The 14831-nt window shown below is 57.0% G+C and carries 7 protein-coding genes; 6 read left to right on the top strand and 1 reads right to left on the bottom strand.

Annotated elements, in window-relative coordinates:
• Window positions 1–2 precede the first annotated feature (2 nt).
• Window positions 3–1337 carry an MFS transporter gene (locus HU144_RS10780; RefSeq protein ID WP_235351341.1) on the top strand — a complete coding sequence of 445 codons (1335 nt, stop codon included), beginning with the start codon at window positions 3–5 and terminating at the stop codon, window positions 1335–1337.
• The gene (locus HU144_RS10785; protein WP_235351342.1) at window positions 1334–2638 is read left to right on the top strand and encodes an MFS transporter; all 1305 of its coding nucleotides are present in this window, start codon (window positions 1334–1336) and stop codon (window positions 2636–2638) included. Before HU144_RS10780 ends, HU144_RS10785 begins: the two co-directional genes overlap by 4 nt.
• A gap of 145 nt (window positions 2639–2783) precedes the next feature.
• Here HU144_RS10785 and HU144_RS10790 read toward each other — a convergent pair whose 3' ends face one another.
• Complete coding sequence (locus HU144_RS10790; protein WP_235351343.1) at window positions 2784–4001, bottom strand: hypothetical protein; 1218 nt, start codon at window positions 3999–4001, stop codon at window positions 2784–2786.
• A gap of 679 nt (window positions 4002–4680) precedes the next feature.
• Between HU144_RS10790 and HU144_RS10795 the strand changes: the two genes are divergently transcribed.
• The 4 genes from HU144_RS10795 (at window position 4681) to HU144_RS10810 (ending at window position 14697) form a co-directional block, all read left to right on the top strand.
• A complete protein-coding gene (locus tag HU144_RS10795; RefSeq protein WP_235351344.1) occupies window positions 4681–7605 on the top strand; it encodes a RecB family exonuclease in 2925 nt (974 codons plus the stop codon).
• Window positions 7602–11033 carry a UvrD-helicase domain-containing protein gene (locus HU144_RS10800; protein WP_235351345.1) on the top strand — a complete coding sequence of 1144 codons (3432 nt, stop codon included), beginning with the start codon at window positions 7602–7604 and terminating at the stop codon, window positions 11031–11033. The genes HU144_RS10795 and HU144_RS10800 overlap by 4 nt, the downstream gene beginning before the upstream one ends.
• Window positions 11034–11085: 52 nt before the next feature.
• Window positions 11086–12237: a hypothetical protein gene (locus HU144_RS10805; RefSeq protein ID WP_235351346.1), complete on the top strand. Its 1152-nt coding sequence runs from the start codon at window positions 11086–11088 to the stop codon at window positions 12235–12237.
• A 576-nt stretch (window positions 12238–12813) separates the two neighbouring features.
• On the top strand, window positions 12814–14697 hold the full coding sequence (locus tag HU144_RS10810) for a hypothetical protein (protein WP_235351347.1): 1884 nt from the start codon (window positions 12814–12816) through the stop codon (window positions 14695–14697).
• Window positions 14698–14831 lie beyond the last annotated feature (134 nt).

A 14831-nucleotide genomic window follows, 5' to 3' on the forward strand; every position in this document is an offset into this window, starting at 1 on the left:
GGATGAACTCACAGACTGCAGTGACAAAGCAACGTCGTGCTGCCTCGCCGGGGCGAGCCCGGTGGTGGATCCTCGGCTGGCTGCTGGCAGCCATGATGATCAACTACATGGATCGATCGTCGCTGTCGATAGCGGCCCCGCACATGATCGACGAACTGGGGCTGACCGCTGCCGACATCGGGCTGCTGGGCACCGCGTTCTCTCTGACGTACGCGTTCTTCCAGCTGCCCGGCGGATGGCTGACCGACCGCCTCGGCGCAAAGCCGGTCTACGTCATTGCACTGGGCTTCTGGTCGATCGCGACCTCACTCATGGCATTCGGCCACCACATGTGGCACTTCATGATCTCGCGCATCCTGCTCGGCGTCTTCGAAGCCCCCGTCTCACCCACCTCGGCGAAGATCGTCTCCGAATGGTTCCCGCCGAGGGAACGTGGAGCGGCAGTCGGAGTCTACGACTCGGGAAGCAAATGGGGCCCGGCAGTGGCACCACCGATTCTCACGTTCCTCATCCTCGGGTTCGGGTGGCGTGCCATGTTCGTCATCCTCGGTGTGCTCGGCATCATCGTGGCGATCGGCTTTTGGGTCTTCTATCGATCCCCGGAACACGATCGGAGGGTCTCGGCGGCTGAACTCGAACACATCCGGGCGCGGGAGGAAGATGACAACGCTCCGACTGGGCATATCCCTTGGCTGCGTCTCTTCACCAAGCCACAGACCTGGGCGATGGTGCTGGGATTCGTCGCTGTGGTGTGGACCCTCAACATCTTCGTGACTTTCCTCCCGCTGATGCTCAACGACATCTATTCCGTCGCTGACGAGGCGCTTGGGTGGTACACAGCGATCCCGTTCGCTGTCGGTGGCATCGGCGGAATCCTCGGCGGATGGTTCACCACGAAGTACTCGAGGATGCGGTCTTATCTGGCGCCTCTTGCTTGCAAGCGGCGGATTGCTGCAGTCTACGGTGGGGCGCTCGCCATCTGTTCGATTCTCGTCGGAGTCACTACTGGCCACTTCGCTTTGCAACTGGCGGCGATGAGCTTGGCTTTGTTCTTCTGCGGAGCATTGAGTGCCGTGGGCTGGTCGATTCCCGCTGATGTCGTGACCGGAAGTCGTGTCGCATCGTTGGGGTCCATCCAGAACTTCGGCGGTTACTTCGCCGGTTCGCTCTCGCCCTGGCTCACAGGCGTGCTGGTGACGACAACGGGGTCCTACCTCATTCCATTCGTCGTCGGCGCCGTTGTCGCGGTGATTGCGGGGATCGCCTATCTGCTCCTGCTGCGTGCCCCGATTCGGCTAGACAGCACCGCCACAGAGATCGGAGACACCAGCTCATGACGAAAATCGCTGAGTACACGGCCACTCGGCCGACACGGATGCGCTACATCATCGCACTCCTGCTCTTCATTACCGTCGTCATCAATTACATGGACCGGGCCAACCTGTCCATCGCGATGCCGGCGTTGTCCCAGGAGTTCGATCTCACCACGGGCCAGCAGGGACTTCTGCTCTCGGCATTCGGGTGGACCTACGCCGCGATGCAGCTGCCCGGCGGGTGGCTCGTCGACCGGGTGAGGCCGCGGGTGCTCTATGCCTCCTGCCTCGTGCTGTGGTCACTGGCCACACTGTTCATGGGCATGTCCGGCGGGTTCGTCGCTCTCATCATCCTCCGGCTTTTGGTCGGCGGGTTCGAAGCTCCGGCGTACCCGATCAACAACAAGGTGGCCACGGCGTGGTTCCCGGAGCGTGAGCGCGGACGGGTCATTGCCTTCTACACCTCGGGGCAGTTCATCGGCCTCGCACTGCTCACCCCCGTGCTGTCCTGGCTGCAGACAGTGCTCACCTGGCACTGGGTGTTCATCCTCACCGGTGTCGTCGGCATCATTTGGGCTTCGATCTGGTGGTTCGTCTATCGCGAGCCGCGTGACAAGTCGGGAGTCAACCAGGCCGAGATCGACCTCATCGCCTCCGGTGGGGGACTGGTCGACGTCGAATCCGGTGCGACGAAGGAGACCAAGCCGAAGCTCAAATGGTCAGATCTGAAGGTGGTGCTCTCGCGGAGGAAATTGTGGGGCATCTACCTCGGCCAGTTCTGTCTGACGTCGACCCTGTGGTTCTTCCTCACCTGGTTCCCGACATATCTCGTTGACTACCGTGGCATGGACTACATCGAATCCGGCTTCATGGCATCACTTCCGTTCATTGCGGCACTGGTTGGTGTGCTTCTCTCCGGGTGGGTCTCGGACCTCATGGTCAAGAAAGGACTGACACTTGGCACTGCCCGCAAGCTGCCGATCATCATAGGCCTTGCGCTGACAGTGTTCATGCTCGGCGCGAACTATACGGATTCGACTGCGTTGGTGATCGTGTTCATGTCGATCGCATTCTTCGGCAACGGCTTCGCCTCGATCACCTGGTCGCTGGTGTCCGCGTTGGCGCCGGAAAGGCTGCTCGGTCTGACGGGAGGCATGTTCAACTTCATCGGCAACCTCTCGTCGATCGCGACTCCGATCGTCATCGGATTCCTGGTGACCGACATCGACTTCGCGCCGGCCTTCGTCTACATGGCAGCGATCACCATCGTGGGAGTGCTGTCGTACGTGTTCCTCGTTGGGAAAGTTGAGCGGGTGGAGAGTTAATTGAGGAGTGTGAGGAATCTGGTGAGGGCACAGTACCGTTTTGGGCAGCTGTTCAGGGCTTTCCACAAGATTGTTGGTCAGAGGACCATGGCATGATACTCACGCTGCCACCATTCTTTGCATCGGCCCCCTTGCCCGTTTCGTGTCATGACCGGCGCCGATGTGGCTTTACTTGATACGCGATGCCGTCGACGATGCGAATATGTCCTCGCACGTCGTGCGCCCGGCGATGAGACGTGGCAACGCTCATCGACAGCCGGCTCGCTCCGTTTCCTGGCTCCCACTGGGGCGGATCCGTCAGGCGATAGACGGCAGAGGGGGTCTTGCCCGTCGACTCGAGCCACTGACGAGCCAGCACTTTGTCGCCTGGTGCATTAGCAGTTGTAAGGTTTTCTTCGCGGGAAAAGAGCAGATTCAGCAGGACGAGTGCAGCATGGCCGAGTGTGTTGGCGTCGAATGATCGACGGCCCTCCCGGATTGGGATGTCCACATACAGATTAGTTCTGGAGTCGGTGCGGGCAGTGAAATTCACTTCGATCCACTTCTCGTGCAGAGACCCCGAGACTCGGTCGAATGCGACTAGCTTGCTTCCGCATCGTAAAGTGACCGGCTCTTCGAACAGCAACTCCCAGACAGGCCGATAGGTCAGGGCTGAAGCGAGGTACATTGTCTCCGACGCAATCGAAGTGCTCCTCGAATCAATCAAATAGTGCTCGACTTTTCGGCAGTCCCGACTGCGCAGGACGATCGCGGCCGCGGGGGAGAGATCCTGCAGCGGTTGCGCCGCACTTGCCTCGCTAGTGGGATTCGTCAGAACAGCGCACGCAGGGCTGAGCTCGACCTCAGCCAATAGTGCATCAATCTGCTCTGCGGACTTTTTGCTTGCTGCGGCATTCCACTGTTTGGCGAATACAACTGCTAGGGCGTCGAGGCCGAGTAGACCAAGTGCACGCTGTTCTCTTTTTAGCTGGCGTTCGGCGAGTCTCTCTTCATGAAACTCGACGGACAACTGCGCGATGGCCATCATCACCGGCTCAGTGAGATTACCTGCCTCACACACGATCCTCGGTACAGTTGGGAGTGGCTGGCACCCAAGAGCACAGAAGATACCATTGATCTTCTGCTCCCACGAGGCCGCGTCATAGGCGCTGCGCATCACAGTCGTGACATAGTCGCCGAACGAGCGTCTGCTGCTGCGGGCGAGAGAGTGCGCCCACTGTGCGAACGTCTCCGGCGTGCAGTATTGCGCCAGGTGTTCAGCCGCGTCATCGACAGTGACACGCGGGTCACCTTTGGTCCTCTTTGTCCACTCGTCAACGACCGCGGGCGAAACTGGAGCGAAGGCCAGCAATTTCTTGTGCATCTCGATAATCGCGGGCTTGAACCTGCCTCGCCGCTGCGACCCTCTACGTATCGGACCTAACCGACTCCCGGAATTCGTATCTTTCGACATTTTTGTCATCGAATGCCACTCTCCACGTTCACCCGAATATTGATTTCATCATGACATGCCGTTCGGACACCCGTAGTCGATGCTCGCCTTGTATCTGCGGATTTGTAGGGTGTGACGCCCGAAGATCGGCAATGACCGACCACCGGATGTAGTGAAGTCGTCTCTCTGCACGACTGGCGACACGACAACCGGGGGCGAAAGTACGGCGGAAAAGTCCGTTGCCACATCAGCAGAGGCAGTCGGCATCAAAGGTCCAGTACCCAACACTTTCGCTGGGCCGGGGCCTCCCAGGTGCTCATCCATGTGGGAAGGCTCGACCAAAGTCCGGATGGGTGCTGGATCGGCGGCGCGAACGTTCATTGTTGTCTCCTCTGTGACGTAGTGAGGACAACACTAGAAGTCACCACTGACACAGATTCTAAGCCCTGTTGAGGCGCCGTGATTTCATCGTGCTGCGAGCTCGTATTCGAGTTTCATCTCAGTCTGGAAACTTTTGACGCTTCACTCACTATTGACGGAGGAATTCTGGCTTATAGTTCTTCTGACACTACTGTAGTGATCGATTCTATTTCTTCCGGAAAGGCTGGGCATGCGCGTTGACTTCGGGTGGAGCCTTGACGGTGCTCCGTGGATGTCCGAGCCGTCTGGCGGCACCACTGTCGTCACCGGTCCGCTCGGATTCCTCGGGATCCTGCAGACTCGGCTCGGAGCCACCCGACCGACCGTCAATGTTGCGACCCGGATCGCCCAATACCGGGCGCTGATGGCGACTGCCGACCACGAATGGTACCGAGAATCCTTCACCGTCGACCCGTGGAACACTGCGGGCAACCTCCTCCGACTTCGTGATGACGCGATTGAGGCCGGATGGCGGCCAGGCGATGAAAGCGTAAGTTACGAGAATCAACCGCGACTGGTTGCACTGGCATCCATCGAATCTCACAACCGTCTCGGCCAGCGCGGCGATCAGCGGGCCAATTTCAACCCAGGCCCGGCCGACGACCTCCGCGAAGTCCTGACCTTGCTGAGAGAGTTGCCAGATGCTTGGCCCCTGGGCGTCTCACAACTTCGACTGCGCGATGACCGTAGCCATCTGCCACGTGTCTGGCAGGAAGTCATCAACGCTATAGAGGCCAGAGGAGTGTCCGTCACCCAAGCGGAACGAAGCACCAGAGTTCCCGCTGCTCTGTCAGTCGTCCGGGGTCCAGATGAATGGTCAACGGCCGAGGCCGCAGCACGGTGGTTGGCCAACTGCCCAGACGCGCGCAAGGTCTGCATCATCGCTGGAGACGCTACCGATGTCCTTGACCAGCAGTTGGTGCGTCGTGGGGCCGCCACTCTCGGCGTTCCCAGGTCATCGGCTATGAGTCCTGCCGGACAAGTCCTTCCACTCTTTCTCAGCTCCATCATCCCTCCGGTCGATGTGCGTCGGGTTGGAGAGCTCCTGAACTTCCGGTTCCAAGCAGCGACTGAGGATGAACCGGCACAGCCCTTTTCTATCCTTCCTCGCGCAGTGGCGAAGAAGCTGCTTGATGCCCTTGTCGAAGAGCCCGGGATCACCGACGACCCGGACTCCGCATGGATGACGGCCTTGAACACCTTGCATGACGAAGCAGCCCAAAGCAGGGCAGCCGAAAAGAATTGGGAAGCGGCTCAGACGATTGACGGTTTTCTCCGATCTTCACAGTCCCGTGCCCAGACACAGCCACTCGCCGATTCGATCAATAAAGAAGATCCGAATGCCGAAGCCGACAACACTCCAGGAACCGTTGCTCTTGCCACCATTCTTCCTGCACTCGACTGGCTGGCCCGGCGTATGCAGTCAATCGCCCGTCAAACGGACACTCGGACGACAGCCGCCACAAGTGCCAACGGCGACAGTTCCTTCGCCTCCCAGGCAGCGACACATATTTCGGCGTTCCGAGAATCACTCGAACATCTTGGGGAAGAGCGAGTCAGAGTCCGTGAACTCTTCGACATCGTTGACACCAGTGCTCCTGCACCCTTCGGCACCACGCAGGCGACTGCAGCAGCATGGACCGTCGTCACCGACCCAGCTCATGTTCCATTGGGTACTGAAACGATTGTCTGGTGGTCCTCACATCGCAGTGACTTCGCAGTGACGGACATCTGGGACCACGATGAAGCAGTCGCAATGGCAGAAACCGGTGCCACTGTCACTCCAGCCTCGCTGAAGGAGCGCCTCAACCAGGCGGCGGCACTCGACGGTGTCCGATCAGCGACGACGTTGATCTGCTTCTGTCCAGAAAACCTCCGTGGAGATCAGCCGTCTTTGCACCCCGCACTCATGCAGTTAGCCGAAGTCCTCGTCGAGTCCCATCCAGAACGATTCTCCGATGCAGGCATTGATGCCGTTCTGGACGACTCCTCGGTTGCTCGTCCCTTTGCCTCTCATCGAGATGGCGATACCTGGCAGCTACGTGGCGCATCCACGGCACTCACCGAAGTCGAGCCTGAAGACTTCAGCCCACCGGCCTCGGTCACTCGAACTCACCCCGGCGACTTCTCCCATCTGCTGCCGGAGAGACTTTCCTATTCTCAGATCGAGTTGCTCCTCAACGATCCGTTCGCGTGGACACTGCGCCATGGGCTCGGGTTGAAGCGAGGCTTCTCAGCCGAAGTGCCGACCGGAAATCAGATGATCGGCTCTCTCGTCCACTCCGTTGTCGAACACCTCATTCTTGACGGAGCGGCCACCGACGGCAGCGTTCCGTCTGACGAGACGATTTCTGCGACCTTTGATCGGCTGGTGCCCCGATTCGCCGCCGAGCTGCTCCTGCCTGGGCAGCAAGCCAGACTCGGGATGATCAAATCCATCTCGCTCTCCTCGTTGACGGCCTTGTTCTCGACGCTGGCTCGCCGAGAAATCAGCATCACAGGCGCCGAGGTGGATTTCGCCTCGTCAGTGACACTGTCCATCTCCTCTGAACCGACTACCTTCACTCTTGTCGGAACCAGGGACCTCGACGGGAGCTTCGCTGATGGTCGCCCTGCCGTCATCGACCTCAAATGGACCAACTGGCACAAGGGGTATCGAGCGAAGATCGACACCGGAGAGGCAGTCCAGCTCAGCGTCTACGCACACGCTGTCGGAACCCCGAGTAGCAGCAATCCACTCACTGCCTACTACCTACTCAAACAAGGTCGGTTCGTCTCTACTGATCTTGGGCTTGATCCCGACTTCAGCGGCGGTGCCAGAGACAACAACACGGTCGACAGCCTCGGCGTCGGCGATCCTTTCGGACTGTGGCCGCGCATTCAGAAGTCTGTCGAATACGCACTCACGTCTATCGTCGAAGGTCGATTCGAAGCTGTGATCGCCGACGACATCATCGCGGAGACCAACCGCTCGGAACAACGTCGATCCGCAGATGGGACAGAGGAACTCGGTCCCAAGAAGTCCGTCGCCGCCGAGGGCCGTCTCCTCATCGACCGTCCTCAGGAATTCAGCGACTACAACCTCATCTACGGCCTTGCAGGAGACTATTCATGAGCATGCATGTCATCACTGCTTCGGCAGGGTCGGGGAAGACCTACAAACTCACTGAACTGCTCTCTGAGAGGCTATCGAAACCATCCGCCGGCCGTGCCGAGCCCCTGCGTGCCAGCGAAGTCATTGCGACGACATTCACTGTTCGCGCTGCCTCCGATCTTGTTGATAAGACGCAGAAGCGTCTGCTTGACGATGGCAACATTCCAGCCGCCGAAGAGATCGGCACGGCGCTCATAGGGACGATTCATTCGGTTTCGGGACGGCTGGTCACCGACTATGCCATTGATGCAGGGTTCTCTCCTGAGGTGCGCATCCTCGACGAGGCTGAGCAGACCGCAGCTTTCAATGCTGCGATTGACGACCTCGTTGCTGAAGCAGAAGCCACGCATCGCGATCTGCTTCTGCGTACGGGGCATAACGGCCGACCGGAAGACTCCAATAAGTGGGGCCACGGACCCGCAGCGTGGTCCAACCTGGTGAAGCGAGTCGCCGAGGCAGCTCGTGAGAATAACCTCGGCGAACAGGAACTTCTGAAATCCGCCGAGGCTTCGGTGGGGTTGTACCTGTCTGCTCTCCCAGCTGCCCGAACGGACAACAGAGCAGAATGGCGAGATCAGCTTTCTTCCGACATCGATGAACTCCGTGACGCCCTGCGCATCGCAGAGGACAAAGAACCGGATTCGGAGCGTCCACCTCGAGTGGAGATCCCAGGAGGCAGCAAAGGGAACATCGAAGGAAGCATCATCACCCTGGACCGGTTCGTCCGTGACCTCGATACCGACGCCGAGGCGGGGGATCCCTTTGCCCGCACCGAATGGTCCACATGGGTCAAAATCGCGAAAGCGAAATACCCTAAAGCGCCTGGTGGTCAGGCTCCAGGGAAATACGCTGTGGAACTGCTCGCACAATCGAGCGCTCTGCTTGTCTCTCGCGAGCTGCTGGCCAACGCGGCATTCCAGAATGACCTCGCGACCCTCATCCGTTTGGTTTTCGACACAGCGATCTCATCCTTGGGCGCCTATGAAAACCACAAGAATCAGCTCGGTGTGATGGACTTCGTCGATCAGGAGGTCCGTGCACTCGACCTGCTGCGTTCAAATGAAAGAGTGCGAAAGTCCGTCGCGTCGAGATATCGCCTCCTCGCTGTCGACGAATTCCAAGATTCCTCGCCTATTCAGCTGGCAATCTTCACGGAGCTGGCCGAACTCGTCGACGAAGTCATCTGGGTTGGTGATCGCAAGCAGGCAATCTATGGGTTCCGCGGTGCCGACCCAGAGCTGATGAGTGATGTGTTCGGCGCACTCACTAAGGGGTCTTCTGGCCTGGGCATGGCGACGACGGAGAACCTCGGTGACTCCTGGCGATCCACCGACCCGCCACTTGAATTGTCGAACACGATCTTCAGTTCGGTGTTCGCCGATCAGCCGGAGGACGAAGTGATCCTCAACGTTCCGCCTCGGCGACAGGATCTGCGGGCTCTCGGAGGCCGGGAGCTGTGGGTGCCGAAGACAGAACCGGGCAAGGGACGCCAGCCGAAGCAGCCGCTGGCGAAGACGATTGCCGAGGGAGTTGTCGACTTCCTCTCTCGAACGCCGGGCCTAGGTGATCGAACTGTTGGCCCCGACGACATCGCCGTCCTCATGCGCACTCATGATGAGGTGTCGGCCGTGGTCGGTGCTCTCCGCGATCGAGGCGTTTCAGCTTCCGGATCGAAGATCAACTTGCTCGGCACCCGTGAGGGGCAGTTCGTCATGTCGGGATTGGCTGCAATCGCGGATCCGAAGGATACCGTCGCAGTTGCAGAACTCGTCACTCTCATGAGTGATCATGGCTCCCACGGCACGTGGTTCGAAACTGCTGCGCGGATCACCGACAATGACGAGCGCAAGCAGCAGCCCCACACCTGGTGGGATGATTCCAGCCTTGCCGGCCTCGCCGACCTACGAACGAGAGTGACTGAGTATGCTCCCGCTGATCTCGTCGTCGAAGTCATCGAGGCACTTGACCTGCATCAGCGGATCAAAGCGTGGTCGTCGCCGGAGACTCGCCTTGCCAATCTCGACTCACTGCGAAGTCTCGCCGCGGAGTATGAGGACACCGCCCACCAGACTCGGAAACCGGCAACAGCTTCGGGCTTGCTCGAACACTTCGCAGAGGTGGGGACGAAGTTCGAACATGGTACGGCCTACGGCTCGGTACTTGTCATGACAATGCATCAATCAAAAGGTCTGCAATGGCCGGTCGTCATCGTCGGAATACCAGCAGCGAAAGACCACGGTCACCAGGAAGTCAGTGTTGAGAAAGCTCCGGCCTTCGACGCCAGTAGGCCGTTGGCCGACCGATCAATCCGACTGCTGCCACGGGTGATCAAAAGCTATGAAGCGCTGAAGGTACGACTTGGCGAAACAGTCACCGTTCGAAACGGAACGGAAGCCGAGCACCAGGAAGCGGCCCGCCTACTCTACGTCGCGCTCACCCGGGCCGAGACATACAGCATCCTCGCGTTCGGACACCCTCAAGGTGTGAAGAACCAGTTGGAGACCTCGGTCGGCACGAAGTTCCTCGAATGGGATGTCCCCACCTCCGAAATCGGCACGGGATCGGCGATCAATGAGGACGGAGTTCTCAAAGTCGCTGACCTACGTGCGGGGGCCAGTGACGGAGACGCAAATTCGGCTGCATGGAAAGACCTGCGAATTCGGATCGGAGCGTATTCGGTTGCTGACAAACCAGAGACCTCGAGCGCAGCGATACGAGGCCGTTCGTCCTATTCGTACACCGATATTCCAAGGCACGGTGATGTACCAACAGAGGGTGTGCTGCCGGCGAGGTTCAGTCCGAGCAGTGTGCCCTCGACAGGTATTGACGCCGAGGTGAAGGTGATTGCCGATCTGGGTGAGCCGCTCGTTGCCGGTGGTGGGAAAGACTGGGACCGAGTGGGAGACGCAGTTCATGCGTACCTGGCGCTGCCACTCCAATCGTTGACGGAAGACATTGCCAGATCGGCAGCAGGACGAATCATCAACCGGTGGGGGACTGGCGGTTTACTCACGCCAGATCTACTCGTCGAGGCGGGCCGGCGATGGATGGCCTGGGTCGGGGAGAACTTTCCCGGTGCCGAAGTGTTCACGGAGGAACCTATTGCGTGGCGAAATAGGTTCGCTCAATCCAGCGAAGGATGGCTTGACGTGGTCGTCTATCACAAAGACGGGGAAAAGGTCCTCATCGATCACAAGACCTACCCGGGCGATGATGCTGTGACGCATGTGAAAGAGAACTACCTCGGCCAGCTCCATACCTATGCGATGGCGATCGCAAGTGCCGGAGGAACGCTGCCAGGCCGGATTCTGGTTCACCTACCTCTCAAAGCAGAAATTGTCGAGATCAGACTTGCTGCGTCTCAACAGACAGAAGCGGAACTCATATGACCTCTCATAGCCGATTGGCGCATGGGCGCACACCTATCCAAAGGAGGAACTCTTGAACATCAAGGACTATCTGCTGGAAGATTTCACACCGGTATATGGCACTGGGATCAGTCCGGATGCCTTCACGTCGTTCGAGACTGACGCTTTATGCGGTTGGATTGCTGAAGGACTGACTGGCGAGGGCGAATCAGCCAAGTACACGATCACTGTGGAGCCAGAGCGTGGTTCGGATACCCAACCGGACGGTCCTGAAAGTGCACCCTCAGATTGCAGTGGTGAGTCTCGAGATTCGGTGGAGGCCAAATGCGACGTTGAGATCGATGGAGTGAGGACCCCTATCCAGCATCCGTATACCAAACGGATCGGCGGTGTTGCGCCTGTGGTTGACTGGTACGACGCGATTGCCATGGAAGATGCCAAGGGCCGAACGCTCGAAAAACGTGCGCCATGGATCGGGGACGATCTTGGCAGCGTGCTGACAAGAGCAGAGCACAAGATTGTGTCCTATGACACTGAGGAAGTAGCAGTCGAGAGCTTCTCAACAGCACGTGAAATAGAGAAATGGCTTGACCGGGTTCTGGCTGAAACGCAGGTCCGAGCTGAAGTCTGGCAAGTCAGAAATGCTTTCGAAGCCGACGACCATCCGTTGCTTCGACGATTTGAAGATGACGAAGTGAACGGGTGGGTACCTATTCCATTTTCCACCGGCTTCATCTCAGAGGAATGGCTTCAGGCCGCTTTCGGAGACGGTCAACAGACTCCATTTGCTCATCTTCAGATGTCGGGAGCTCAGAGATTGAGTCTCAATGCTGACTACGCACTGTCGTGGTCTGAACTCAGTGAGTCAGCGGATCTTGTCCGTGACAACAGCATTCTGGAAGGTGGGGTCGATGACTGGCTGGTAGTACATATTGTCGGCTCAGATGTTGCCCTGCCATTGCCTTGGCCAGGGGCGAACCTCGCAGTTCACCACGATCATGATGGTGCCACTGTAGGAATCGACGTGCCCATCACCAGGTTGCAAGCAAAGAAGCATCGCAAAGAGCGACTGTGGGAAAGCGAATGGGGACGTTTCCTTGACGACAGCGCAACTCTCACAGAGGCCGAAGTATCGAATGGAATAGAGCGTGCAGAAGCCGCTCTGAACAAGCTCATTGCGGAGGAGGAATCATGCCGGTTGGAACACGTACAGATGGTGGAGTAGGTCTTCCCGATCTCGGCATTGAGGGGGACGGACCCAAGGGTTGCCAGTGGGACAGAAGCGTTTGCGTAGATTCGCCGACCCACTTCATTAGGTGGGGGACGCATGGTGATGACGATGCGGAACTGACGACGAGCGTATATTGCGCACGTCATTATGCCGTCGAGTTGGCATACTACACCGAATTCCATGTTCACGAGTGCACGGGCCCGGCTTTAGAGCATTTGTTGGAATACGGGAAAATCTTATAACGCTACATAATTGCACTTTAACCCAGTAAAATATATAACTTAAGCGGACTGCCCGCCTCCGGAGTTATCTAAACGGTAGGGTAGTAGGCATATGGCAACAGATAGTTTTAGCCAGATCGGCTCAAATTGTTAAATATAGTAGATACACTCAAGATCGGTATGGTGGCACTATAAAGCGGATTCCGTGTTTTTGTGGCATGTAGCACAATTAACTAAATAAAAACGTGAGTAGGAAATGAAGAAATGAACGTCTGCGCAAGAAGGGATAAGCGTTGCATTATGAGGCCCGACAAATATGTGATAAAAAGTTCGAGAAATGAGTGGTCGGATGACGTCTGATCAGCTGGGCATTATACCTGAAGGTGACGATCGAGGACTCGCTCGAAACCCAACCTCATCCGGAAGGAACCAGAACGCAACAAAAGTTAAGACTAAGAGGGTTTCTCAGAATGGCAGCAGAGAGGGTGATTTATGGAAAGAGATTCCGATTTGGATTAGAGCTACTCTAGTATTAGTCGGTCTAACGCTATTGTTTCTGACGGTCATTGCGCTCACGTATGCGATATATGTAATATTTAATATCCCCTTTCCTTCGCTTTTGGATCATATTGGTTCGAACAATGGGCAGGGAACCGCTGTGGTTGGAGATACGTTTGGAGGTCTTTTAGCGCCAGTCTTGACAGCGGGAGCCTTGGGCGCGACTTTGTGGTTCTCTTTGGCGCAAGTTAACGATGCGAGAAGCGCTACTAGAAAACAAATTGAAAGCTCGGAGGAAGATTCACGTCTACGGCGCGAGGAGGACGAAAAAGCGCGAAAAGATGAGATGTCTGCAGTAAATCGTCAGTTAGATCAGGCCTCTAGGCAGTTCAATGAGGAAATGACTAGGGCCGCGAATGATGCGGAGTTCTCGAAGGCCGAGCTAATTAATGCTTGGGTGGCGGACGCGAGGAGAAGCGACCAGGTCAACGCAACCTTGCATGGGGTCGTGATTACAAATCGTTGTGGATCTCTGGTGCACAATTTCGATCTTATGATATCGCGAACAAATGACCATTTCCAAAATGAACATGATGTTGTAGCGGTAGAAGGTGGCGGGGAAGTTTCGGATTCACTCCAAAGTTCGAGCCCCGCTGCGGGCTCAAGGCGACGTGCTCGTGCGGTTGAGAATGGTGGGCCGATTCATGACTCTGGACAAAATCGGGAATCAGCGATACCTCCTGGGGATTGGTTTGTCCCCTTTTTCCCCAATGACAGCGGCGTATTGAAATTCTCTTGGCAGAAGATTCTGCCAATTTCTGTCAAAGATGGAAGAAGTGTCGTCTCTATTCCGAGTGCTGAATCACATGCCTACGATTTGCGGCTTGAGCCGCACACTCGATTGAAATCTGGAACGGGGGCAAATAGTGGTGACCCAGATCTGCCATTCTATGTCATTGCCCGTCAGGCGTTTTATCTATATGGTCAGCTGTGGGAACGAGATGAACACGGAAAGTTGTACAAAGGGGTTGTGCCGGGGGATCGGAATCCGTGCAGTTGGGATGAGAGTGAATTGATGGGCAATGCTGCTTCCTTCAAACCCGTCGTGCGTGCGGAGTGGGCTGGAAATCGGCTGGGCAAGGTGTGGGAAATAGTAAGTTTAACGCTGAAAGAGTTGCTGAGTGATAAAAGCTGGGAACATTTGATGGCCTCACCTGACTCGGCCTTGGTTCCGGCTGACGGAGGCGCGATATCTCGAATATATCGAGTAACGTTTAAATCAGCTTCCTCGTCAGCTATCCGACTGTATATGAATGAAGATGTATATTTGGAGCTTAGCGCTTCGAACTCGAGAAGCGGCTCGCAATTTGGCGGTGAAGGGAAGCAACTGCTCTATCCTCGTGTCGAATTGGGTGGACTACCATCTCTTGAGGGTTATAAGATCGAGGTTACTCGTTATGGCTCGCGTGGATTTCCGGATATTAGAAATGGAGTTCCAACTCGTAAGTCTGTAGCTGCTAATACGGCAATACGTCACGCCGCAGTATCAGTCATTCGGTCGCTAACTGGTGAGGGTTCTGTGTCGACCCAAGGACTATTTGACGACCAGGCGTTGTTGAGGGACTACCGGTATTGGGTAGAAAATCGAGCTGTGTGGTTTGCTGCGTTGCAAGCAATGGTGAACATGGCCAATGACATCGTGGATGACCAGGCAAGGACGGCTTCTCGGGAATAGATCTGACGGAGACCGGCCCTTCCAGGTCTTCAGATTTGAGGGTCCAGACTGGCTGTGAGCGCCTGCTCGCGGATAGGGCCCCTATATTTATTGATAGGCCCAACACGGGGTCTGGTCGCTGGTCCTGGTATGGC

This window comes from Brevibacterium sp. UCMA 11752, assembly GCF_021532235.1.
Lineage (GTDB): Bacteria > Actinomycetota > Actinomycetes > Actinomycetales > Brevibacteriaceae > Brevibacterium > Brevibacterium antiquum.